Source organism: Limisphaera ngatamarikiensis (genome assembly GCF_011044775.1).
Lineage (GTDB): Bacteria > Verrucomicrobiota > Verrucomicrobiia > Limisphaerales > Limisphaeraceae > Limisphaera > Limisphaera ngatamarikiensis.
In genome coordinates this window covers 17,998-41,612 of record NZ_JAAKYA010000096.1, presented here as the reverse complement: position 1 = coordinate 41,612, position 23,615 = coordinate 17,998, and the positions used below count along the sequence as shown (strand labels likewise).

Here is a 23,615-nt window from a genome sequence, read left to right as displayed (position 1 = left end):
GGTGGCCATGCAAACGGAAAAGCAGGTTCCGATCTGGTTTTTCATCGGGGTGGTGCTGGCCCTGTACGGTCTGCTGATCATGCTGGCGGGGCTTTACGAGATGGTAAACCCGCCCCCGGAGGAACGTCGGGTGGCCCTGTGGCACTTGCATGCGCCGGTCTGGTGGGGGGCGTTTCTTCTGATTGTGGGCCTGTTCTACACGGTCCGGTTTCGGCCCCGTGAGGGTGAATCACTCACCGGCCGGGCCTGACCGCTTGGTTTTCCTGCCCGTTTGGACGCCTGTTGCCCGCCCGGTTCCGGCCCGGCGCGCGCCGTCGGGCCCTGGAGCGGGCGGTGATCCTCTGTCAATTTCCCCAAGCGTTTTGGCGTTTTTGGGATAAGGCCCGCGGGAGGGGCGGGGTACATTGGCGTGTGTCAGGTTTCTTGTATCAGGGACACATGGCGAATTCCGCCGCCGTCGTGCGCGGCGGGGGCCGGGGGCCATGGTTGTGGTTGGTCTGGCTTCTGGTGCCCGGCTTGTCCGCGTCGGGTGCCGGGAGCGGGGCGGTCCCTGCCGCCGGGCCGATGGAGATCCGGGTGCGCGCGGCGGGGTTTGTGCCCGGCGAGTGTACCTCCGTGGGGCCCGCGGAGGAACGGGTTTCGGTTCGGGTGGTGACCGCCCCGGACCCGTACCCCTTCAACCAGGCCTGTGTCAAACAGCGCACCGACGTGGCCCGGCTGGGGCCGCGGCCGGACGTGCCCTATTTTCACGTGCGCTGGGCGTTGCCGATTCCCCCGGAGAACGATACCAACCTGATGGGCTGGGTGGCCGGTGTTTCTCCGGAGGTGTGGGCCCACAATCATTCGCCGGGTTTTGAGATCCTGCCCAACGGGGATGTGTTGGCCGTGTACTTCAGCGCACGGATGGCCTCCGGCGCGGCGGAAAGCGCCCCGGACACCCGCTTCGTCCAGGCGCGACTCCGGTTCGGGGCCGAGGAATGGGAGATGCCCGAACTGTTTCTGGATTTTGAGGGGCTGAACGATCAGTCGGGACTGTTGTGGCGGGACGGGGAACGGGTGTGGTTTTTCGGCGGTGGCCGGGGCGCAAGCCCATGGTTGCCCTTCAAGATGGCAGTCACCACCAACCACGGGGCCACGTGGCGGTTGGAGCTGCCGCGCTTGACGGGGCCGGCCCGCGATTACACGGCACAGCCGATTGCAAATGCCTTCCGTTCTTCTGCCGACGTGATCTATTTCGCGATGGACGCGGCGGGGGAAGAGAGCTTCTTGTGGGCCAGCGCGGACGGGGGGCGGACCTGGCGTGACCAGGGGGGCCGGGTGTCGGGTCGGCATGCCACCGTGGTGCCTTTGGATGAGGACGGCCACCTGCTCGCGTTTGGCGGGAAGAATGTCAGCCTCGGTGGATGGTCGCCCCGGAGTGAATCGCGGGATTGGGGGGGCAGTTGGACGCGGCCGGAGCCTTCCGCGTTTCCGGCCCTGAGCAGCAACCAGCGGCTGTGCATGATCCGGCTGGCCAACGGCCATCTTTGCCTGGTGACGGATGGTGTGACGCGGCGGACCGGTGAATCGCCCCCCGGTTGGACGAACGGTCCCGGCCCGGTCGTGGCCATTTCCACCAATGAGGGTCGGTCCTGGCATTTTAAACCGCTGCCGGTGGCGCTGCCGCATGAACGGGACCGCCGCGCCGGCACACTGGGCTATGCGACGGTGCGGCAGGCGCCCAACGGTGTGATTCATGTACTGGCCACGATGACGCATCCCTGCCTGCATTACGAGTTCAACGAGGCCTGGGTCTTTTCGGACGCCGGCGACATGGTGCCGGAATCCGACGGCGGTCGGGTGGAACAGTACCGCGAGGATTATCCGGACGGCTCGCCCCGGACGATCTGGAGCGCCCGGATTTGTCCAAATGGACGTTACGTCCTGCACGGTCTCGAGGTGAGTTATTATCCGGACGGCCGTCGCGCCCATGAGGTGACCTATGTGAACGGACGCAAGAGCGGCCGGGAACGATACTGGTCACCGGACGGGCGGCTGGTGTGGGAATGGGAACACTGGCCGGAGCAGAATCGCAGTGTCTGGCGATGGTACTGGCCCAACGGCCGGAAGCGGTTGGAGTCCACCTGGGAAACGCGACCGCTGGCACGGGATTTGACTCGGCGATTTTATGGTCGGCAGGCCGACGGGCCGGTGCGCCACTGGGATGAACAGGGCCGGCTCGTGTACGAGGGGCGTTTTGTCCGGGGCCGGCTCATGACGCCACCACCTCCGGAATTGCCATGAACGGGCGTTGGCTGGACGGGCTTGTACTGCTGTTGTACCTGGGCGCGATGGCGGCCGTGGGGTGGCGTCTGGCCCGGCGCCAGACCTCGACGGAGGCCTATTTTGTGGCCCGCCGTTCGGTGCCGCACTGGGCCATGGGCCTGTCCATGTTCGCCACCCTGATCAGCAGCATCACCTTCATTGCGTATCCGGGCTCGGGCTTTGCCGGCAACTGGAGTGAATTGGTGCCCGGCATCATGGTGTTGGTGGTGCTGGGGTTGGTGGGGGCGGTGGTGATTCCGTTTTACCGCGAGGCCGTGGGGGTGAGTGCCTATGAATATTTCGGGCGCCGGTTCGGCTACGGCGTGCGGGCCTACACGGGGCTGGCCTTCATCGCGGGGCATTTTTCGAAGATGGGTTTCGTGCTGTATCTCATGGCGCTGACGGCCAGCAGCATGACGGGTTGGGACCTTTACCTGCTGCTGGGCCTGGTGGGGTTGGTGACCTTGTTTTACACGTGGCTGGGCGGGCTGGAGGCGGTGATCTGGACGGACGTGGTCCAGGGTTTGCTGATGTGGTTGGGCGCATTGGTGGTGCTGGGGCTTTTGCTGTGGATGATTCCGGGCGGGCCGGAGGCGGCCGTCTCGCACGCGGCCCGGGCGGGCAAGTTCGAGCTCGGGCATTGGACGTTCGACCCGGCAGACGCACGGAGTTTCTGGGTGATGGCGCTGTACGGGTTTTTCTGGTACCTGCAGAAGTACGGGGCGGACCAGACCGTGGTACAACGGTACCTGGTGGCGCGGTCGCACCGGGAAGCCTTTCGGGGGGTGGCGCTGGGTGCGGTGTTGTGTGTGCCGATCTGGACGCTGTTCATGTTCATCGGCACGCTGTTGTGGGCATATTATGACCTCGGGGGTGCGCCGTTGCCGGCGGCGGTGCTGGACGCGCAGGGCAGGGTACAGGCGGACAGGGTCTTTCCACACTTCCTTTCGACGCAGATGCCCGCGGGCCTGGCGGGCCTGTTCATAGCGGCGCTGCTGGGGGCCGGCATGTCCACGTTGTCGTCGGACTTGAACTGTCTGGCGGCGGTGGGCGTGGAGGATTACTACCGTCGGTTGCGGCCGGACGCGAGTGACGCGGCGCGCCTGCGGATGGGCCGTGGGCTGGTATTGTTGGCCGGCGTGCTGGCAACCGGCATTGCCGCCCTGATTGCCTGGCGGGGCGAACGGGTCCTGTCGTTCTACTACGCGGTGACTTCGATTGTGTCGGGCGGTTTGGCCGGGTTGTTCCTGCTGGCGTTTTTGAGTCGCCGAGCCAATCGGCGGGGCGTGTGGGTGGGGATTGTGGCGAACCTGTTGTTCACGGGTTGGGCCGTGCTCACGCGGGGGTCGGATCCGTGGTTGGACCTCGGGCCGTACAACTATCCGTGGTCGGGTGTGATGATCGGAATCCTCGGGCATTTCGTGGTGTTGCTCGTGGGCTATGTGGCGAGCTGGTGTTTCCCGCCGGAGGCAAATCCCGGGTGGACGTTTTGGGACTGGCGTCGGACTCGAGGGGCGGGCACGGGGCAGGGGCACGGGAGGTTGTCATGAGCTTCATCGGAATGCAGCAAGTGCCCACTCTGATGGTGGGCGAGGGTTGCGCGGCCGAAGTGGGCCGCTGGTTGAAGGGGCGGGGTTGTCGGAGACCCCTGCTGGTGAGCTGCCGTGCGCTGCACGGTACCTGTCAGACGTTAATGAAGCTCTGGGGAACGGACGGGCTGGAGTTTGTTTGTCTGCCCGAGGTGGATGCGGAACCGACGGTGGCAGGGTTTGAGGGGCTGCGGACCAGGGCCGGGGCACTGGCACCCGATGCCGTGGTGGGCCTGGGTGGGGGGAGCGTCCTGGACGTGGCCAAGTTGCTGGCCGCATTGGTGGACCGGCCCGAGCCGGTGAGGGCGGTGTTCGGAATCGACCGGTTGCCGGGGAGGAACCTGACGCTGGTTTGTCTGCCCAGCACCGCGGGCACGGGAAGCGAGGTGTCGCCCAATGCCATCTTGTTGGATGAAGCCACGGAACTGAAACAGGGGGTGATCAGTCGTCACCTGGTGCCGGATGCGGCCTTTGTGGATCCGGAGCTGACCTACAGCTTACCGCCGGCGGTGACGGCGGCCACGGGTTTTGATGCGCTGACTCATTGCATCGAGGCATTTGCCAACCGGCACGCGCATCCCTGGGTGGATGCCGTGGCGTTGCAGGGGATTCGATGGATCGGAGGTTATCTGGAGCGCGCGGTGCGGGACGGATCGGATCGCGAGGCGCGACGGTATCTGGCCTACGGGAGTCTGTGCGGCGGGCTCTGCCTGGGGCCGGTGAATACGGCGGCAGTGCACGCGCTGGCATATCCGCTGGGGGGTCGGTACCGGGTGGCGCACGGGGTGGCCAACGCGGTGCTGCTGCCGCACGTGTTGAGATTCAACCTGGAGGCTGCCCCGGACCGCTACGCCGAGGTGGCCCGTGCACTGGGCGTGACGGACGGCGGCAGCGTGGAGGCGGTGGCACGGCGGGGGTTGGAGCGCCTTGTGGCCCTGGCCCGTGCGTGCGGGTTGCCGCGCGGGTTGGCGGAGCTGGGCATACGACGGGAGGATCTGCCGGAGCTGGCCCGGAGCGCAATGCAGGTGCAGCGGCTGTTGCGCAACAACCTGCGTCTCGTGACCGAGACGGATGCGCGGGCCATTTACGAGGCGGCTTTTTGAGTCGGACATGAAGGCACAGGAAAAATGGCAAGGGGTGGTCGTCCCCATGGTCACACCCGTGACCGCTGATGGGCGGTTGGATGAGGCCGTGGTGGAGACCGTGGTGACGTTTTTGGTGGAGCAGGGTGTGGATGGGCTGTTTGTGCTGGGGACCACCGGTGAGGGGGCCTCGGTCCCCCGGGAGGACGCGCTCCGGCTCGTGCAGCGTACGGTGGCTTGCGCCGGCGGGCGTGTGCCGGTCTATGCCGGATTGGGTGAACTCCCCGATCCGATGCAGGGCGATGGGAATCTGTATTTGGAGGCGGGAGCCCGGGTCTTGGTGGCACGGCCGCCGAGTCGGTTCCCGTTTGAGGAGCTGCCCCGCTGGATCGAAACCCTGTTGGGGACGGCGGCGGGGCCGGTGATGTTGTACAACATCCCCACGCTCAACGGCGTGTCGTTGCCCCTGGACCTGTTGGAAGGCTGGGCCGGGCACCCGCGATTGGTGGGGATCAAGGATTCCGAGAACGATGCGGTCCGGTTGCATTCGCTGTTGGCGCGGTTGGGCGGGCGACCGGACTTCTCCATCTTTGTGGGTGTGGGCGCGCTGATGGCGGAAGGCCTGCGCCTGGGCGCCGATGGCATCGTGCCCAGTGTGGCCAATCTGATTCCCGATGTGTGCGTGGCCATGTGGCGGGCAGCGAGGCGGGGTGACTGGTCCACCGTGGAATCCTGCGCGCGGCGGGCCATGGAGGTGGCGGGCCTGTATCAGAACGGCCGGACCCTGGGTGAGTCGCTGGCCGCCCTCAAGGCCGCCATGGCCGTGCGCGGGTTGTGCGGTCCCTGGGTGTTGCCGCCGCTCATGCCGATGAGCCCGGCCGAGATGGAAGGGGTACGTTCCACCATGCAGACTCTTCAGTTGCTGGCATGAACGGGGGGGTCTCGCAAAGACCGGTGCTGGCGGTTACGCTGGGTGACCCGGCCGGGGTGGGACCGGAACTGGCGGTTCGAACGCTGGGGGAGGGCGAAGTACTGGAGCATTGCGTTCCGGTCCTATTTGCCGGGCAGGGTGTGCTGGCACGGCTGGAGGCGGCTGGATTGGGACGCCTCCCGTGGGATCGTGTGCCCATGGAAGCCTGGCCTGCACGGGGTCGGCCCACCGTTCCTCTTGTCGTGGATTGCGGTGTGCCCGGGGACACGGACTGGCTGCCGGGGGAGATCTCAGCCGCGTGTGGCCGTGCCGCATGGGTCTACATCGAACAGGCCATTCGCAGTGCGCTGGCGCGGCAGGTCGACGGTGTGGTGACCCTGCCGGTGCACAAGGTGGCCCTCCGCCGCGCCGGGGTACCCTATCCGGGACACACGGAGATCTTCACCGCCCTCACCGGTGCGCAACGAACCTGCATGATGCTCTGGAGTGAGGCGCTAATCGTGAGCATGGTCACTACTCACATCGGCTTGGCGGAGGTGCCCGGGCGCCTGAGTGTCGAGCGCATCCTGGACGTGATCGAACTGACCGGCGGGGCGTGCCGGCGTCTGCTGGGCCGCGAGCCCCGCCTTGCGGTTTGCGGGTTGAATCCGCACGCGGGCGAGAACGGTTTGTTCGGGCGCGGAGAAGAGGAGCGATTCATCCAACCGGCGGTGGAAGAGGCCCGGCGCCGGGGTTGGCAGGTGGAGGGCCCGCTTCCGCCGGACACGGCGTTTGTGCCGTTTCTGCGCACGCGCTACGATGCGTGGGTCGCCATGTATCACGATCAAGGACACATCCCGTTCAAAATGCTGGCCTTCGACAGCGGCGTGAACGTGACGTTGGGCCTGCCCATCGTGCGCACGTCGGTGGACCACGGGACGGCCTTTGACATTGCGTGGCAGGGTAGGGCCCGCAATGAGAGTCTGCGAGCCGCATTGCGCGTGGCTGCGCGACTGGCAACGAGCGGGGCGACATGATCCTGGTGGTTGCGGATGACCTGACCGGTGCTGCCGAGCTGGGCGGTGCGGCCGTGGCGCGCGGCCTGTCTGCCTGGTGGGTGCGGCAGCCGCCCTGGCCGGAAGATGCCGACGTGCTATGCCTGGACACCCGTACGCGGGATTTGCCCCCGGGCGATGCGGCGGCCCGGGTTCGGGAGGGGGTTGCCCCGTGGGCGGGGCGTGCCGGGCTGCGGGTGTACAAAAAGGTGGACTCGGTTTTGCGCGGCCCGGTGTTGGCGGAAGTCGAAGCGGTGCGAAGCGCATTGGGGTTCCGGAACGTGCTGCTGTTGCCGGCCAATCCCTCGCGGGGCCGGACCATCCGGGACGGTCATTACTTCATCGGGGGCGTGCCGCTGGACCGGACGGAATTTGCCCGCGACCCGGTGCACCCGCGCGTGACGTCCGATGTCCTGGCCCTGGTGGGACGCATGGAGGGCGTGCAAGTGCGCCTGGCCGGTTTGGACGAACCTTTGCCCGCCAGTGGAATTGTGATCGCACAGGCGGGATCGGAGGCGGACGTGGCCCGGTGGGCCGCCCGGTGGGGTGAAGAGACGCTGCCGGCGGGTGGACTGGACTTCTTTCGCGCGCTCTTGGATCGCTGGTTGCCTCCGCGACCTGAACATGCCACCCGAAGCGAGGCCCTCTCCGGTCGGATTGGAGTCACGTGTCAGAAGCTCACGACGCCTGCGACGATCCGGCGCGTGTTGCTTGTCTCGGGCACGGCCAGTCCGCGTGCACGAGAATGGCGCCAACAGTGCGGGCGGGCCGGGGTTCCCGTGGAATGTGTGTTTTCTGGGGATGAGACCGACCTCGGGGATTTGGCGAGTGTGGCGGATCGAGTTGGGCGGGCTTGCGCAAATGGCCTGGCCGCTGAGGGTCGGGCCATGCTGTGCCTGGGTGAGCCCGCCCGGGCGGCGTCCCTGGGAGACCAGCCGTCGGTATGGCTGGACTTGTTGGCTCGTGCTGCCCGGGTGGTTTGCGAGAGGGAAACGCCGGATCTGGTGCTGGTGGAGGGCGGCGCCACGGCCGCGGCCCTGCTGGATGAATTTTCATGGGACCGATGGCGGATTCAAAAGGAATGGGCTCCCGGCGTGGTGGAACTGTGCGGGCCTGACGGGTCAGGGCCGGCGTTGGTGTTGAAGCCGGGCAGTTACGCCTGGCCGGAGGCAATCCGCCGGCTCTGGTTTAAGGGTCGAACCTTGTGACATGGAAGTCCCGGGAACTCGAAGCGGGACGGCCGGCAGGTTTCAGGGAACACTTGCCCAGACGTGCGCTGCCAGCATGCGCACTTCCTCGCGGGTCCGGTCCCATTCCTCCTGCAATCGGGCCAGGTCGGGCTCGAACACTTCGCGGGCCCACGCCTGGGCCTGGAGCTGGGCCTCACTGATCCAAACGTGGGGATGTTCGGTAAAGATGGGGTTCTGCAGTTCTCGCGGCTGATTCCGCAACCATGCCATTGCCGAGATCAGAAGGATACACCCGACGGGGACCCAGACCCAACGCCACGGGATGCGGAGGGCTCGCTCCGGGGGGACAGCACATGGGTGTTGGGCCCGGCGAACAGCTTCGGAGATTTTCGTCGGCAGATCGGCCGGTGGATCCGGTGCCGGAGGGACTTGGCGGAGCAAAGTTTCGTGGACCTGCCGGAGTGCGCACAGGTCCGGTTCCACCGGAGCCTTGTCGGCCGGCTCGGGCAAGGGGGGTGGATTGCCGGGGGGAAGGTCCCATCGGCTCGTGATCTGATAGAGTTTCCACCAGCGGTTCATGGGTTCGGATCGGGTTTGGCCGGGGTTGCACCGGCGGTTTGTGCGGTTGTGGAAACCGGCCACGCCCTCTCCGTGGCGGTCCACGATACCTCGCGGCTTTGAGAACCCGGGGCTGCGCGCGTTTTCCACGCCCGTGCGAGCGCCTGGCGCGCTCGAAACAGCAAAACCTTCACATGAATTTCGGTCAGGCCCAGGGTGCTGGCAATCTCCCCGCAGGGGAGGTCCTCATGGTACCGGTGCCACAAAACCTGGAACTGTTTCGGGGGCAGATGCCTCGCAGCCCAGGACCACAGGTCGCTCCAGAGCTCCTGACGCGCGGTTTGCTCGTCGGGCGTCCGGTGCAGATCGGGTAACGAGTCGCTGAGTTCATCTGCTGCGGGCGGTCGTCTCCGCAGGAAATCGCGCCACTTGTTGCGCGCCAGAGTGAACAACCAGGGGACCCAGGCCCGCCCGGGATCAAACCTGGACAACTGCCGGTATGCGGTCACAAAAGTTTCCTGGGTCAGATCCGCCGCGGTGTGACTGTCCCGACAGCAGGTGTACAGGAATCTCCAAACGCGGGCGTGATGGCGCCGGACCAGCTCGTCAAAAGCCTCCAGGTGCCCGGCCTGCGCATGGGCGGCCAAGCGTTCGTCTGGCCAGGTTTCCAGTTCCTGCATCACTGTGCGGGCCCCTCCCGGGGAGGGGCCGGTGCCGGCGCGGGTGGGATGCCCGCGAAGGCGGGCTTTTCACCCCGACACCGATCAGTTGAGTGCGCCTGCGGAGGCCCGGTTACCGGCGGCGGTTCGAAGGCGGTTCAGGATTTCCGACGCCGGCAGTTTCAACCTGAGGGTGACCGTGGCGCCATTCCGTTCCACCTCCAGTGCGCGGGCCAGCCATTGCGCATCGGGCCGATCCTGTTGCAACGCCAGCAGGCCGATCAGCCCCCGTACAATGTTCTCCACCTGGGTGGCGGTTTCTTCATTGTCGGTTTCCAAACCGAGCCTGCCCTGAATGTGGTTCTCCGACTCGCTCAAGGCCAGCTGCGTCAGGCGGCTTTGACGGAGGACGGCTGCCTGCGGGTCCTGACCCGGCATGGCGCCCTGACGCGCCAGCCCCACCAGAAAGGCACCCTGGGGGATCGCACCGGCCATGCGTGGGTTCATGAGCAGGCTGGGTTGCTGACGATCCAGGACATCAAGGGCTTCGCCAACGCGGTCGGGTCGCTGGCCAAAGATGACGACCCGACTCTGATAAATGGCCGCATAGGTTCGCGCGGGCACACCGTCCCTGGGCGGTCGTTTCTCATCGATCCAGTGGTGGATGGTGTGGTTGCGATGCTGCAGCGTCTGGTGGTCCTTGGCGCCCTGTGCCAGTGCGGTCAGCTGGGCGGCGTCCACGTCGGCGTACACGAGCAGGACGCCGTCTTCCTGTGCCTGGCCGACGCTGTAGAGCGTGAGGCCGTGCAGATCGCTTCGTGGATCGAACCGAAACATGGCCCTGAAGGCCTCCAGCTTCTTCCGGTGCTGTTCCTGTTCCAATTCGGTCAGGATGTGTCGGCCCAGCGTGGTCTGACGGAACCCATCCAGGTCCCAATGTAGCACCCAGGCCACCTCCCGCGGGACATCAGCGGGTTGCAAGGGGGCGGCGGACGACGCGGTCAAGCCGAGAGCCAGGCCCGCGCCCGTCAGTAATCGTCGCCAGGTTGGGTTCCCCGACCGGGGCCGGGGGGGCAACCGCACGAGACTCACGAGGTTGTTTGGTTTGGTCGTTTTCATAGCACCCGAACCTACGCGTCTGCGCCCCTGCAGGGTTACAAAAAAACGCGAGCGGGTCACAAAAAAGAGGGACCGGCCCGAGCCGGTCCCCTGAAGGAAACCTTGCCGATGCAGGACTCGGCTTAGTAGTCCATGTCGCTCATGTCACCGTGCCCCTTGGATCCCTTCTTCTCCTTCTCGGGGATTTCGGTGATGAGGCACTCGGTGGTCAGGAGCAGACCGGCGATCGAGGCCGCGTTCTGCAGGGCGGTGCGGGTGACCTTCTTGGGATCCACCACACCGGCTTTGACGAGGTCCTCGTACTGGCCGGTGACGACGTTGTACCCTTCGTTGCCCTTCCGGCGTTTGACCTCCTCAACGATGACGGAGCCCTCAACGCCGGCGTTGTTGGCCAGCTCGCGCAACGGGGCTTCGATGGCACGTTTGACAATGTCGATGCCGATCTTCTCGTCCTCGTTGGCGGGCTCGACGGCGTTGATGGCCGGCAGGCAACGCAGCAGGGCCACACCACCGCCGGGCACGATCCCTTCCTCGACGGCGGCCCGGGTGGCGTGCAGGGCGTCCTCCACGCGGGCCTTCTTTTCCTTCATCTCGGTCTCGGTGGCCGCGCCCACATGGATCACCGCCACCCCACCGGCCAGCTTGGCCAGCCGCTCCTGCAGCTTCTCCCGGTCATAGTCCGAGGTGGTCTCCTCGATCTGGCGACGGATCTGGTTGACCCGGCCCTGGATTTCGGAGGGTTTGCCGTGGCCCTCAACGATGGTGGTGTTTTCCTTGTCCACGATGACCGTCTTGGCCCGGCCCAGGTCGCTCAGCTCGACGTTCTCCAGCTTGATGCCCAGATCCTCGCTGATGAACTTGCCACCCGTCAGGATGGCAATGTCCTCGCACATGGCCTTGCGACGATCGCCGAAGCCGGGCGCCTTGACCGCGCAGCATTGCAGCGTGCCACGCAGCTTGTTGACCACCAGCGTGGCCAGCGCCTCGCCCTCGACCTCCTCGGCGATGATCAGCAGCGGCTTGCCGGCCTTGGCCACCTTCTCCAACAGCGGCAGGATGTCCTTCAGGCTGCTGATCTTCTTCTCATACACGAGGATGTAGGCGTCCTCGAGCTTGCACTCCATCGTCTCGGCATTGGTGATGAAGTAGGGCGACAGATAGCCCTTGTCGAACTGCATGCCTTCGACGACTTCGAGCGTGGTCTCGATGGACTTGGCCTCCTCGACGGTGATGGTGCCGTCCTTGCCGACCTTGTCCATGGCATCGGCGATGATTTCGCCGATGGCGGTGTCCCAGTTGGCCGAGACGGTGGCCACCTGCTTGATTTCCTCCTTGTCCTTGACCTTCTTGGCCAGTTTCTCCAGGTGCGCCACGGCGGCGTCCACGGCCTTCTGGATGCCGCGCTGGATGCCGATCGGGTTGGCGCCCGAGGTGACGAATTTCAGGCCCTCGCGATAGATGGCCTCGGCCAGCACGGTCGCCGTGGTGGTACCATCACCGGCGGCGTCGCTGGTCTTGCTGGCCACCTCACGGACCATCTGGGCCCCCATGTTTTCATAGGGGTCCTCCAACTCGATCTCCTTGGCCACGGTGACACCGTCCTTGGTGACCGTGGGGGAACCGAACTTCTTGTCAATCACCACGTTGCGGCCCTTGGGGCCGAGCGTGGCGGTGACGGCCTTGGAGAGTTTGGTCACGCCGCGCAGGATGGCCATGCGCGCGGCCTCGTCAAAGAGTAGTTGTTTGGCTGCCATAGTTGTGATCCCTGGTTGTATTCAACTCGCGTTTTTGCAGAATCCACCTTATTCGAGAATCGCCAGCAGGTCGTCGGAGCTCATCAGCTTGTACTCCTTGTCATCCACCTTGATCTCCGTGCCGCCGTACTTGCTGACGAGCACCCGGTCACCGACCTTGACCTCGAAGGGGATTCGTTTGCCATTCTCATCGAGTTTGCCCGTGCCGAGTGCACGGACAATGCCCTCCTGGGGTTTCTCCTTGGCGGTGTCAGGAATAATGATCCCGCCCTTCTTGACTTCCTTCTCCTCGACCGGCTCGATCAACACCCGGTCGCCGAGTGGTTTGATGTTCAGTGCCATAGTTCCTTGTTTCGATCGTTACGCTGTTTCCTGGGTTTGCCCGCATCTGCGCCCGTCGCAACCCGGCGACGGGCCAAGCTCCGCGACTGCCCTCCGCGGGCAGCCCCCGGACCGGCGGACCCTCCGATCCACCGGCCGGAGCAGCCGGGAAAACCGTTCACTTCCGGTCCTTGTCATCCACAACCTCGGCGTCGATGACCGGCCCTTCCTCGCCACCCTTCTTCGAGGACGATTCCTGCCGACTTTCACGGGCCGACTCGCCCGACGAAGCCCTGCCGGCACGGGCACGCTCGGCGGCCGATCGATACAGGGCCTCGCTCACCGACTGCCAGACCTCCATGAGTTTCTCCGTGGCGGCCCGGATGGGCGCGGCTTCCTCGTTCTTCAGGGCGTCCTTGACCGCCTGCACCGCGCGTTCGATCCGTTCCCGGTCCGCCGCACTGATCTTGTCGCCGTTTTCGCGCAGGAATTTTTCCGAGCGGTACACCGCGTTGTCGGCCTCGTTGCGCGCCTCGGCCGCCTCCCGGCGCCGGCGGTCCTCCTCGGCATGCAGCTCGGCCTCCTTGCGCATCCGTTCCACCTCCTCCTTGGTAAGGCCGCTGCTGGCGGTGATGGTGATCTTCTGTTCCTTGCCGGTGCCGAGGTCCTTGGCGCTGACGTGCAGGATGCCGTTGGCGTCGATGTCGAAGGTGACTTCGATCTGAGGTACTCCGCGGGGTGCGGGTGGAATGTCCGTCAGGGTGAAGCGCCCGATCGTCTTGTTGTCCCGGGCCATCGGACGCTCCCCCTGCAACACGTGGATTTCCACGCTGGTCTGATTGTCGCTGGCGGTGGAGAAGATCTCCGACTTGCGCGTGGGAATGGTGGTGTTGCGCTCGATGAGTTTGGTAAACACGCCACCCAGGGTTTCAATGCCCAGCGACAGGGGCGTGACGTCCAGAAGTAGAACGTCCTTTACCTCACCCTTGAGCACGCCGCCCTGAATGGCCGCACCCACGGCGACCACCTCGTCCGGATTGACGCCCTGGTGCGGGTCCTTGCCAATCAGCCGTCGGGCCGTCTCCACCACCTTGGGCATGCGGGTCATGCCGCCGACCAGCACCAGCTCGTCCACGTCCTCGGGCTTCAAACCCGCATCCCGCAGGCAGGCTTGAACCGGGCCGACCGTCCGCTCGAACAAATCCTCGCAAAGCTGCTCCATCTTGGCCCGGGTCAGCTTCATGTGAATGTGTTTCGGGCCGCTCGCATCGGCGGTGATGAAGGGCAGGTTGATCTCGTACACCAGGGTCGAGCTGAGTGCGATCTTCGCCTTCTCCGCCTCTTCCTTGATCCGTTGGAGGGCATCGGGCTGCTTGCGCAGGTCAATGCCGTGCTCCTTGCGGAACTCCTCCAGGATCCAGTCCATGATGCGGTTGTCCCAGTCGTCGCCGCCGAGGTGCGTGTCACCGTTGGTGGCCTTTACCTCGAACACCCCGTCGCCGATTTCCAGGACCGAAATGTCGAAGGTGCCACCGCCCAGGTCGTACACGGCAATGACCTCGTCCTTCTTCTTGTCCAAGCCGTAGGCCAGTGAGGCCGCGGTGGGCTCGTTGATAATGCGCAGGACTTCCAACCCGGCAATTCGGCCCGCGTCCTTGGTCGCCTGCCGCTGGGCGTCATTGAAGTAGGCCGGCACCGTGATGACCGCTTGCGTGATCTTTTCGCCCAGGCGCATCTCGGCGTCGGCCTTGAGCTTCTGCAGGATCATGGCCGAGATCTCCTGCGGGCTGTACTGCTTGACCTTACCGCCAACCTCAACCTCCACCCACGCATCACCGTTGGGGCCCTCGATGACCTTGTAGGGGACGCGTTTGATCTCCTCCTGAACCTCGCTGAACTTGCGGCCCATGAACCGCTTGATGGAGTAAATGGTGTTGCGTGGGTTGGTGATCGCCTGCCGCTTGGCTGCGTCGCCCACCAGCCGTTCCCCGTCCTTTGTAAAAGCCACCACCGAGGGCGTAACGCGCCGGCCTTCCGAGTTCTCCAACACCACCGGCTCGCCCCCTTCCATCACTGCCATGCACGAGTTGGTCGTGCCCAGGTCAATTCCCAAAACTTTCGCCATAAACAAATCCTCCTACCGTTGCCGCCCTCAATGGCGTTTTGCGCACTTGGCTTTGAGCTAGCCTGATGCCAACCAGGGCAAAATTTCGTTATCCAACTGATGATCAATCACTTGCCACACTCCAGCCACCTAACGATCCAACCGGAAAGTGTGTCAGGCGAGACGCAATGGCACAGGTTAAATCCGGGTGTGTGCTCTTGTGGCACACGAGCCAAGGGGTGTGGTGGGGCTGAACCTGGCCGGCTTTTGGCGGGGTTGTACAAGGGCTCCACAGCCGTGATTCCGCTTGGCGGGCGAAGGTGGGTGTTTCACCTTTCTCGCATGGAAAACAGGGTTGGCAACCTGACGGGGCCGGAGCTGGCCAGGTACATTGAGCACACGCTGTTGCGACCGGATGCGACCCGTGCGCAGATCGAAAGGCTTTGCGAGGAGGCGCGAACCCATGGTTTTTACGGCGTGTGTGTGAATGGGTCCCGGGTGGAGTTGGCCGCGTACTGCCTGGAGGAAACGGACGTTCGGGTGGTGGCCGTCGTGGGTTTTCCGTTGGGCGCGGCAAGCGCCGATGTGAAGCGGTTTGAGACCGAGGCGGCCGTGGATGACGGTGCCCATGAGATCGACATGGTGATGAACGTCGGCCTCCTCAAAGACGGCGAGTACAAGCGCCTGCTTCGGGAGTTGCGGGACGTGGTGGAAGCCGCCGACGAACGTCCGGTGAAAGTGATCCTGGAGACCTGCCTGCTCAGTCGCGAGGAAAAAATCCGGGCGTGCGAACTGGTGCTCGATTCGGGAGCGCGGTTCGTCAAAACCTCCACCGGATTTGGCCCCGCCGGCGCAACGGTGGAGGATGTGAGACTGTTGCGGGAAACCGTGGGGGACCGTCTGGGGATCAAGGCCTCGGGCGGAATCCGGGATACGGCAACGGCGTTGGCCATGATCGAGGCGGGCGCGGACCGGATCGGCACCTCCAGCGGTGTGGCCATCCTGCGGGGGTTGCGATCGGACCCCGGGGCCGCGCCGGCCAACCGGGGCTAACCCTAAAGCGGCCGGCCCCGCCCCGGGTGGGCACCTTGGTGGGGCTGGAAGCGATTCAGGGGACGCTGCTCAGGAGTCTGCTTGTTCCCCAACGAGGGGCATGCCGCCAGGCTGGCATTCATAACCCACCTTGGGACATTTATCACCGCCCTCCACCCGCGCGGTCGGTTGCCCATCTTGGGACGCAACCCCGTCCAAGGGCACCTGACCCTTCAACGAGGCCCGAGGGCCGGTGGAGGCGCGACTCCCTTTCGCTTTTCCGCGGGTATTTATGGGCGGCCAGGCATGGGTCGACTGCCCCTGACCGGGCATTGGGCCGGCGGCCGCCGGATTTCCCTGCAGGCCTGCCATGGCGTCGTTGGTAACTGCTACAAGCCTGTCGGATTCGGGGCAGGGCACCGTTCACGGTGCCGGTACGGGTGCGGTTGACCGGTCCCCAATGGAGTCCGTGCATGGGTCACCGCCCTTCATGGCACGGGCTGCACCACCGCCCTCCAGGCCGGGAACTTCGCCTTGACGTTCAGCTTGTGTGATGGGACGATGCTGTGACAGAACGAAGTCTTATGGGTGGCTGCTCACAGGAACAGGCTTTCCGGCTGTTGCTGCAGGTGCATGAGGCGCAGGGGTTTGAAAATGCGTTTCATCAGGCGACCGGTCTGCGCGTGGTGTTACGGCCCTTACCGGTTCTGGCGGAGGGGGTGGGGACGCTGCCGCTGGACAACCCCGTGTGTCAGTGGGTCGTAAGTACGGAGGCGGGGCGTGCATTGTGCGCGCAAAAACAGGCACAGCTGCGGCAGGCGCTGGAGTCGGGACAGCAGGTCGAGCCGTTCTGTTGTGTGGCTGGTTTGACCGTGCTGGCGGTGCCGGTGCGGGTATGTGGGGAGCCGGTGGCCATGCTGCACACGAACCGGCTGTTGGTGCGGCGGCCGGATCCCGGGGAGCTGGAGGCCGCGTCCGCGCAGTTGCGGAGTTGGGGTGCAGCGGTGACGCCGGAGGCCATGGCGGAGGCGATGGCGAACCTGGTGGTCCTGGAAGGGCATCAGGTGGAGGCGGTGGCACGCCTGCTGCGGATTTATGCGGAGCATCTCGGGGACCTTGCCAGTCGCCGGATTCTGGCGGATCGGCAGGGCCAACCCTGTGCGCTGGCGCAGGCATTGGCCTACATCAAGGAGCATCATCGGGAGCGGTTGCCCCTGCGGGAGGTGGCCCGGCGCGTGAATTTGAGTCCGTACTACTTCTGCAAATTGTTTCATCGCACCATGGGCATGACCTTCACGCAGTACCTGACCCGGGTGCGGCTGGAACGTGCCAAGGATTTGCTGTTGAACCCGTCCTTGTCCGTCAGCGAAGTGGCGTCTGCCGTCGGGTTCGGCTCGATTCCGCATTTCAACCGGAGTTTCAAGCGCTACACCGGCATGACGCCCACCGCCTACCGTGCCATGCGGCTGGGCCGGTCCCGATCCGCAACCGCGTCCCCAACGTGGGTTGAGGGAGTGGTGGCCCTCAACGGACAGATTTCCTGACCGGTTCCCGGATCGGGCGTTGGCCCGCCGTCAGCCGACGCATCACTCCACCGGTTCGAGGGTGATCCGGCGCACCTCGAATTCACCGCCCTCGCTCTGGATGCAGATGTGGCCGGAGGTCACGTTGCACTCGGTCGCCTGGTTCATGAGATGGCCGTTGACGTAGACCCGGATGGTGTCGCCTTTGCACACGATTTCGTACGTGTTCCACTCGCCGACGGGGTTTTCGCGGGACGGCCCCTGTTTGGGGACGCGGCGTTCGGCCCGACCCCGGTGTTCCTTGAAGTCGGTCCCGCCGATCACCCAAAAATCTCCCTGGTTTCCGTGCTGGCCCTGGGCCTCGATGCTCCGGGGCCAAACCTGGTCGGGCCCGCTCATGTGCAGCAGCACGCCCGTGTTCCCGGCTTTGAGGAAACGCCATTCCACGGTGAGTTTGTAGTCCTGGTAGGCGTCCACGGTCCGGATGTAACCGGCGGGTTTGCCCGTGCAATGGATCACTCCGTTGCGCACCGACCAGGTGTTGGTGGGATCGCCGCCGGGGACAAACAAGTGCCAGCCAGTGAAGTCGCGGCCGTTGAACAACTCGGTTCGTTGTTGCGGTCGGATGGGCTCGGCGGCCCGGAGCAAACCCAGTCCGGTCAGGAACCAGACAACCGCAACGTATCCAACCTGGAGAGGTGAAGAACCCGTGTGCCCGACTGCTGTTTTCACAAGCCGCAGCATCAGGGCTGCGGGCGGGCCTGTCAACGACGGAGGGAAGGAAGGCTCCCGGGCACGGTGTGCCGGAAGCACGGCGCACCGGCTTCCGGTCACAAGGCCGGTCAGCGGGGCGTTACCGGGGCGGGGGTCATTGCGGCCGGGAAACGCCCCATGGCCGGGCTTATGCCCGGCACCCCGCCTGGCGTTGCCGCGGCGGAGTCCGGTGTCAGGACTCGGCGAACAGGGCCCGGGCGAACTGTTCGGGGTCGAATGGTTGCAAATCGTCCGGTTGCTCGCCCAGACCGATGAATTTCACCGGGACACCCAGCTCGCGCTGGATGGCCACGACCATGCCGCCTTTGCTGGTGCCGTCCAGTTTGGTCACCACCAGTCCGGTCAGGGGCACGGCCTTGTGGAACTCGCGGGCTTGCTGGAGCGCGTTCATTCCGGTGGGGGCATCCACCACCAGGAGGACCTCGTGGGGGGCTCCGGGCACCTGGCGGCCCACCACGCGATGCACCTTTTGCAGCTCCTGCATCAGATTGTGTTTGGTGTGCAGGCGGCCGGCGGTGTCCAGAAACACGTAGTCAATGCCCCGTGCCCGGGCTGCGGCCACCGCGTCGTGTGCCACCGCTGCCGGGTCGGCACCGTACGCGCCCGCCACCACCTCCACACCCAGGCGCTGGCCCCAGAGTTTCAGCTGCTCGATGGCGGCGGCGCGGAAGGTGTCGCAGGCGGCCAGCAGGGCGGTGTGTCCCTGCTGGCGCACGGCATGCGCAAGTTTGGCCGCCGTGGTGGTTTTCCCCGTCCCGTTGACACCCACCAGCGACACGACCGTGGTCATGTGGGCGGCTTTGCGCAGTTCCGTGCGCGGGCTGGCAAGGATGCGCGCCACCTCACGCTCGGCAATGGCTGCCACGTCGAGCCCGGCCGGGCCCTGGGTTTCGTACGCCCGGCGCACGGCCTCGACGATCTCCTGCGTGGTTGCCACGCCGAAGTCGGCCGCCAGCAGCGCCTGCTCCAGTTCCTCCAGTGTGGTTGCATCCAGCCGCGGCGAGCGGGAGAGGATGCGTTTGATTTCGTGGACCAGCTTGCTGTGGGTTTTTTGCAAGCCGGCCTTGAACTTGGCGAACAGTCCCTTCATGGAATGGCTGTATCGGGCTGGTGCTTGCGGGCGGCGGCGCGTTCCCGGATCCGCGCCTGCAAGCGAGTCACAAACTCCGGGGCCAGACGGATGGAACCGATGAGAGGCTGGCCCTTGTTGTAGCCATGGCAATCCGAGCCGCCGGTGACCAGTAACCCGTACCGCGCCGCCATCGAAAGGTAATGATCCGTCACCGATGGCGAGTGCTTGGTGTGAAAGCACTCCAGGCCGTCCAGACCGGCGCGGACCAGCTCCGGGAGGAGTGGATCCGCGTAGTAGAGTCCCGGGTGGGCCAGCACGGCAACGCCTCCGGCGCGGTGCAACAGGGCAATCGCGTCTCCGGCCGAGATGCGACTTTTCGGCACCCAGGCCGGGCGATGCTTTTTCAGGAACCTTTCAAAGGCCTCGTCCAAATCCCGGCAGAACCCCGCCTCCACAAGGGCCCTGGCCACATGCGGTCGGCCCGGCGAGCGACAATTGGCCAGCGCGAACACACGGTCGGCCTCCAAAGGGATGTTCAGTTCGTTCAGACGGGCCACCATGTCGCGGATGCGTTGCTGGCGCACGGCCTGAAAACGCTTCATCGCCTCAAGAAACGGCGGGTCGTCCGGGTCGAACCCGTAGCCCAGGATATGGATCTCCTGCCCTTCAAATTCCGCGGTGAGTTCCACCCCGGGAATGAACTGCAGCCCCAGTGCGGCGCAGGCCCGGGCCATGGCCGGGCAACCCTCGACCGTGTCGTGATCCGTAATGGCCACGCAGACAAAACCCAACCGGTGCGCCTCCTGCGCCAGTTCCTCCGGCGCAAAGGTTCCGTCCGAAAACCGGGTGTGCAAATGCAGGTCGGCAAACACCGGATCCAATCAACGATCCACCCGCGCGCCCGGGACTGCGGATCATCCACCGGCCGCCGTCCGGGCCGGCCGCATCAGGTCGCTCTTGATGCGGTCGAGGATGCCGTTGACAAACTTCCCGCTTTCCGGGGTGGAGTACTTTTTCGCGATATCCACCGCCTCGTTGATGCTCACCACCGGCGGGATGTCCTCGCGATACAACATCTCGTAGATGGCCAGCCGCATGACGTTGCGGTCCACGACCGCCATCCGGTGAAGGTCCCAATTCCTGGCATATTGCCGGATCTTCGCGTCAATCTCATCCCGGTGTGCGAGGGTCCCGCGGATCAAGGGCTCGGCAAACTCGCGGATCTCGATCTCCTCGGCCGTGGGCGGCGGAGGTTCCGTGGCCTGGCCCCACGTCGGGCTGGTGGAGTCGGCATGAGCCGCCATGCGCTGCGTTTCCCAAAACTCCCGCAACGCCTCCTCCAAGTCCTCCGGAGGATTCAAATCGTACTGGAACAAAAACTGCACGGCGCGTTCCCGCGCCTCACGACGTTTCCCCTTGCCCATGGCGATGTACGATGAACCAACTCGAAAATCCGGGAAATACAAAACCGACCTGCCGAACCGGGCCCCGGGCCCCGGCCGGACCACGGCCGAGGGCTCATCCTCACACGGTCCCGGGCGCACAGCAGGTCGCCCGGTGCACCGCCGGCACCGGGCTGTCCGGCACCTCCGGATACTCGTACCACTCGCCCAGGTAATTCCGCAACACGATGCGGTCGTCCGTGTGTTCCACCACGTATTCGGGTGTGATGGGCACCTTGCCGCCACCTCCCGGGGCATCAATCACGTAGGTCGGCACGGCATACCCGGTAGTGAAACCGCGCAGCCGCTGCATGATTTCCAGGCCGCGTCGGACGCTGGTGCGCAAGTGCGCCGAGCCGGCAATCAGGTCGCACTGATAAAGATAGTAGGGCCGGACCCGGCACATCAGAAGCTTTTGTACCAGGGCCAGCATCACCTCCGGGTCGTCGTTCACGTGACGTAACAGGACGGACTGGTTCCCGAGCGGGATGCCCGCGTCGGCAAGCCGTTCCAGGGCCGCCCTGGCCTCCAGCGTCAGTTCCCGCGGATGATTGGTGTGCACGCTGATGAACAGGGGATGATGGCGCCGCAGGATCTCACACAGCCCGGGTGTGATCCGCTGGGGCAGAAATATCGGAATCCGGGTGCCGATCCGAAGCAGTTCCACATGCGGAATGCTCCGGAGGGCCGACAACAGTTCGCCCAGCTTTTCGTCGCTCAACAGCAGCGGATCGCCGCCGCTCAACAGCACGTCCCGCACCTCGGGATGGCGCCGGATGTAGTCGATCTGCCGGTCGAACTGCGGATGGAAATCATACCCGCTGGCGTTGCTGACCATCCGCGAGCGGGTGCAATACCGGCAATAGGAGGCGCACCGGTCGGTCACCAGAAACAGCACCCGATCCGGATACCGATGCACCAGCCCCGGTACGGGCATGTGCGCTTCTTCACCGCAGGGGTCGGACATTTCCCAGGGCGCCGTCCGGGTCTCTTCAATCCGCGGAATCACCTGACGCCGGATGGGACAATACTCGTCGGACGGGTCAATGAGGTTGAAGAAGTAGGGCGTGATGCCCAGGGCCAGTTTGCGGTTGGCCAGCAGGGTCCCGGCACGTTCCTCCGGGGTCAACGTGGGCAACAACCGTTCCAGTTGTTCCAACGAGGTGATTCGATGACGCAACTGCCAGCGCCAATCCTCCCACTCCTCCGCGGGCACATCCCGCCACGGACCCCGACCCGGACTGGTGAATTCCTTCCATCCCGCGCGGCGACTACCGCCGCCCTCGGCTTTCTCGGACGATGAAGTCAAAGACCCCATGATGCCCGAACTATAGAAGCCGTGCCCGGACTGTCAAGGAACCCGCCCGGCCCGATCCAAATGCCATCGAAACCGCCGACACGCTTCCGCCACGTCCGGCGCACGCAGAATCGCCGACACCACGCAAATCCGCCTTGCCCCGGCGGCCAACACCTCCTCCACGTTCTCCAGCGTGATCCCACCAATGGCAAACCAGGGCACCTGCAGGTGTTCGGCCGCCCAACGCACATACGCGAGCGTCACCGGACGTGCGCCCGGCTTCGTGCCCGTCGGATACACCGGTCCCACGGCAACATAATCCGCCCCGGCTGCCACCGCCCGCAACGCCTGTTCCGGTGCATGGGTGCTGAGTCCCACCCGCAGTGACGAACCCGGCGGACGCAGTTCCGACACGTGCCGATGTCCGGCGTCAAAGAAATCCTCCTGCCCCAGGTGGCAAAGCTCCGCCCCCACCCGCAACGCCACCTCCGGGTGATCGTTAATCACCAGCCCCACCCCCGCGGCCCGCGTCACCGGCAGGATCCGTTCCGCCAGCGCCTCGATCTGCCCGGCCGAGAGGTCCTTGGCCCGCAATTGCACTAGGTCGGCACCACCCTCGCAAAGCTGTTCCGCCACCATCACCGGATCGCGCCCCGCCAGGTAGGCCGTGTCCACAAACGCGTACAGTCGGCACTCTTCCAAGGGTTTCATGACAATGTCCCGCACACCGGCCCGGTCTTCACAAACTGCACCGGCCGCAAATAGACCGGCTCCAACTGCTCGGGTGGCACCGGTCCGGCCCGCAAAGCCAGCCGACCCACCCACCCGGCGGAAGGTTCCAACACCCGTCCTTCGGGAAACCAGCGGCTTACCTCGGGCCCGGCCCAGAGCCAGTGCCCCCGGTCCACGTCCCGCTGTAGAGACTCCACGGACTCCAAGCGTAAAGGCTCGACCTTCTCCCAACCCCCGGGGCCGAGGTCATAACCCGCCACGTAGAGTTCACGACGCTGTCCGTCCACCACCACCCGAAGCTTTCCACGCCAACCTCGATCCCACGCGCATCCGGCCATGGCGTCCATGCTGTTGGCCCCATACACGGATACGCCCCGCGCGAGATGCCAGCCCTGCGCCATCGCCAGTCCGGCGCGGATGCCGGTGTATGATCCCGGCCCCAGCCCCACCGCCAGGGCCTCAATGTCGCCCCGGTCCCAGCCGGCCTCCCGCAGCAGCCGATCCGCCGTTTCCAGCACCGCGGCGGCACGATCCCCCACCAACGCGATCTCCACACAAACCACCGGCTCCGCATCCCCACGCCACTCCAGCAGCGCCATCGAACGCGGCTCAGCCGAGAAGTCCCAGGCCAACGTCTTCATAAATGATCCGCCTCCGATTCGGCCCCAGAATCTCCAGGTGCACCCGGCGAAGCCGCCGCGGCAGCGGGGCCCAGGCCGGCCATGGGGCCGTGCCAACCAACCGTTCCGGCCACTCAATGACCGTAACCCCCTCGTTCACCAGATACTCTTCCAAACCCGCGTTGACCACCGCCTCCGGTCCGTCCAGACGATACAGGTCCAGATGAAACAGAGGCAGACGCCCGCCCCGGTACACGTGCAACAGGTTGAATGTCGGCGAATGGACCCGGGCCGGGCTGCCCAGGCCCCGGGCCAGACCCCGTACCAACACGGTCTTACCCGCACCAAGCTCCCCGTACAACAAGATCACCCAGCCGGGATCCACTTCTCCACCCCAGGCTCGGCCCAGCGCCTCCGTGTCGGCGGGCCCTTCCGATGTTACCGTGTCCACGTCCACCACCATATCCGGCCGCAGACC

At 65.3% G+C, this 23,615-nt stretch carries 23 protein-coding genes; 9 read left to right on the top strand and 14 right to left on the bottom strand.

Annotated features, from left to right (window positions below; translation table 11 throughout):
* Positions 1–7 precede the first annotated feature (7 nt).
* The 7 genes from G4L39_RS14175 to G4L39_RS14145 all read left to right on the top strand — a co-directional run bounded on the left by G4L39_RS14175 (position 8) and on the right by G4L39_RS14145 (position 8,148).
* Positions 8–250 (top strand): hypothetical protein, encoded by a 243-nt coding sequence (locus G4L39_RS14175; RefSeq protein ID WP_165109220.1) that lies wholly within the window; start codon positions 8–10, stop codon positions 248–250.
* A 188-nt stretch (positions 251–438) separates the two neighbouring features.
* Complete coding sequence (locus G4L39_RS14170; protein ID WP_165109218.1) at positions 439–2,283, top strand: exo-alpha-sialidase; 1,845 nt, start codon at positions 439–441, stop codon at positions 2,281–2,283.
* Positions 2,280–3,854 (top strand): sodium:solute symporter family transporter, encoded by a 1,575-nt coding sequence (locus G4L39_RS14165; protein ID WP_165109216.1) that lies wholly within the window; start codon positions 2,280–2,282, stop codon positions 3,852–3,854. The genes G4L39_RS14170 and G4L39_RS14165 overlap by 4 nt, the downstream gene beginning before the upstream one ends.
* On the top strand, positions 3,851–4,996 hold the full coding sequence (locus G4L39_RS14160; RefSeq protein WP_165109214.1) for an iron-containing alcohol dehydrogenase: 1,146 nt from the start codon (positions 3,851–3,853) through the stop codon (positions 4,994–4,996). Before G4L39_RS14165 ends, G4L39_RS14160 begins: the two co-directional genes overlap by 4 nt.
* Before the next feature lie 7 nt (positions 4,997–5,003).
* Complete coding sequence (locus tag G4L39_RS14155; protein ID WP_165109212.1) at positions 5,004–5,906, top strand: dihydrodipicolinate synthase family protein; 903 nt, start codon at positions 5,004–5,006, stop codon at positions 5,904–5,906.
* Positions 5,903–6,922 carry a 4-hydroxythreonine-4-phosphate dehydrogenase PdxA gene (gene pdxA, locus G4L39_RS14150; RefSeq protein ID WP_165109210.1) on the top strand — a complete coding sequence of 340 codons (1,020 nt, stop codon included), beginning with the start codon at positions 5,903–5,905 and terminating at the stop codon, positions 6,920–6,922. Before G4L39_RS14155 ends, pdxA begins: the two co-directional genes overlap by 4 nt.
* Positions 6,919–8,148: a four-carbon acid sugar kinase family protein gene (locus G4L39_RS14145; RefSeq protein WP_165109208.1), complete on the top strand. Its 1,230-nt coding sequence runs from the start codon at positions 6,919–6,921 to the stop codon at positions 8,146–8,148. The genes pdxA and G4L39_RS14145 overlap by 4 nt, the downstream gene beginning before the upstream one ends.
* Before the next feature lie 42 nt (positions 8,149–8,190).
* On the opposite strand, the gene G4L39_RS14140 is transcribed toward G4L39_RS14145, so the two are convergent.
* The 6 genes from G4L39_RS14140 to dnaK all read right to left on the bottom strand — a co-directional run bounded on the left by G4L39_RS14140 (position 8,191) and on the right by dnaK (position 14,666).
* Positions 8,191–8,400 (bottom strand): hypothetical protein, encoded by a 210-nt coding sequence (locus tag G4L39_RS14140; protein ID WP_165109206.1) that lies wholly within the window; start codon positions 8,398–8,400, stop codon positions 8,191–8,193.
* A 305-nt stretch (positions 8,401–8,705) separates the two neighbouring features.
* On the bottom strand, positions 8,706–9,368 hold the full coding sequence (locus G4L39_RS14135; protein ID WP_165109204.1) for an RNA polymerase sigma factor: 663 nt from the start codon (positions 9,366–9,368) through the stop codon (positions 8,706–8,708).
* 84 nt (positions 9,369–9,452) lie between these two features.
* The gene (locus G4L39_RS14130; protein WP_165109202.1) at positions 9,453–10,466 is read right to left on the bottom strand and encodes a hypothetical protein; all 1,014 of its coding nucleotides are present in this window, start codon (positions 10,464–10,466) and stop codon (positions 9,453–9,455) included.
* A 122-nt stretch (positions 10,467–10,588) separates the two neighbouring features.
* Positions 10,589–12,220 (bottom strand): chaperonin GroEL, encoded by a 1,632-nt coding sequence (gene groL, locus G4L39_RS14125; RefSeq protein WP_165109200.1) that lies wholly within the window; start codon positions 12,218–12,220, stop codon positions 10,589–10,591.
* A gap of 48 nt (positions 12,221–12,268) precedes the next feature.
* Entirely contained in the window at positions 12,269–12,562 is a 294-nt protein-coding gene (locus tag G4L39_RS14120) for a co-chaperone GroES (RefSeq protein ID WP_165109198.1), read from the bottom strand.
* Between the two features lie 157 nt (positions 12,563–12,719).
* Positions 12,720–14,666, bottom strand: coding sequence for a molecular chaperone DnaK (gene dnaK, locus G4L39_RS14115; protein ID WP_165109196.1), 1,947 nt, complete (start codon positions 14,664–14,666; stop codon positions 12,720–12,722).
* 321 nt (positions 14,667–14,987) lie between these two features.
* Here dnaK and deoC point away from each other — a divergent pair, with 321 nt between their 5' ends.
* Positions 14,988–15,698: a deoxyribose-phosphate aldolase gene (gene deoC / locus G4L39_RS14110; protein ID WP_165109194.1), complete on the top strand. Its 711-nt coding sequence runs from the start codon at positions 14,988–14,990 to the stop codon at positions 15,696–15,698.
* 563 nt (positions 15,699–16,261) lie between these two features.
* Complete coding sequence (locus G4L39_RS14105) at positions 16,262–17,221, top strand: helix-turn-helix domain-containing protein (RefSeq protein ID WP_165109192.1); 960 nt, start codon at positions 16,262–16,264, stop codon at positions 17,219–17,221.
* A 42-nt stretch (positions 17,222–17,263) separates the two neighbouring features.
* On the opposite strand, the gene G4L39_RS14100 is transcribed toward G4L39_RS14105, so the two are convergent.
* The 8 genes from G4L39_RS14100 to tsaE all read right to left on the bottom strand — a co-directional run bounded on the left by G4L39_RS14100 (position 17,264) and on the right by tsaE (position 23,588).
* The gene (locus G4L39_RS14100) at positions 17,264–17,932 is read right to left on the bottom strand and encodes a 3-keto-alpha-glucoside-1,2-lyase-like domain-containing protein (protein ID WP_165109190.1); all 669 of its coding nucleotides are present in this window, start codon (positions 17,930–17,932) and stop codon (positions 17,264–17,266) included.
* A 214-nt stretch (positions 17,933–18,146) separates the two neighbouring features.
* Entirely contained in the window at positions 18,147–19,064 is a 918-nt protein-coding gene (gene ftsY / locus G4L39_RS14095; RefSeq protein ID WP_165109188.1) for a signal recognition particle-docking protein FtsY, read from the bottom strand.
* Complete coding sequence (locus G4L39_RS14090) at positions 19,061–19,918, bottom strand: PHP domain-containing protein (protein ID WP_165109186.1); 858 nt, start codon at positions 19,916–19,918, stop codon at positions 19,061–19,063. The genes ftsY and G4L39_RS14090 overlap by 4 nt, the downstream gene beginning before the upstream one ends.
* Positions 19,919–19,960: 42 nt before the next feature.
* Positions 19,961–20,470: a transcription antitermination factor NusB gene (gene nusB, locus G4L39_RS14085; RefSeq protein ID WP_165109184.1), complete on the bottom strand. Its 510-nt coding sequence runs from the start codon at positions 20,468–20,470 to the stop codon at positions 19,961–19,963.
* Between the two features lie 100 nt (positions 20,471–20,570).
* Complete coding sequence (locus G4L39_RS14080; RefSeq protein WP_165109182.1) at positions 20,571–21,806, bottom strand: KamA family radical SAM protein; 1,236 nt, start codon at positions 21,804–21,806, stop codon at positions 20,571–20,573.
* A 33-nt stretch (positions 21,807–21,839) separates the two neighbouring features.
* Positions 21,840–22,496: a thiamine phosphate synthase gene (gene thiE, locus G4L39_RS14075; RefSeq protein WP_165109180.1), complete on the bottom strand. Its 657-nt coding sequence runs from the start codon at positions 22,494–22,496 to the stop codon at positions 21,840–21,842.
* The gene (gene tsaB / locus G4L39_RS14070) at positions 22,493–23,158 is read right to left on the bottom strand and encodes a tRNA (adenosine(37)-N6)-threonylcarbamoyltransferase complex dimerization subunit type 1 TsaB (RefSeq protein ID WP_165109178.1); all 666 of its coding nucleotides are present in this window, start codon (positions 23,156–23,158) and stop codon (positions 22,493–22,495) included. The genes thiE and tsaB overlap by 4 nt, the downstream gene beginning before the upstream one ends.
* Positions 23,127–23,588, bottom strand: coding sequence for a tRNA (adenosine(37)-N6)-threonylcarbamoyltransferase complex ATPase subunit type 1 TsaE (gene tsaE, locus G4L39_RS14065; RefSeq protein WP_205881043.1), 462 nt, complete (start codon positions 23,586–23,588; stop codon positions 23,127–23,129). Before tsaE ends, tsaB begins: the two co-directional genes overlap by 32 nt.
* Positions 23,589–23,615 lie beyond the last annotated feature (27 nt).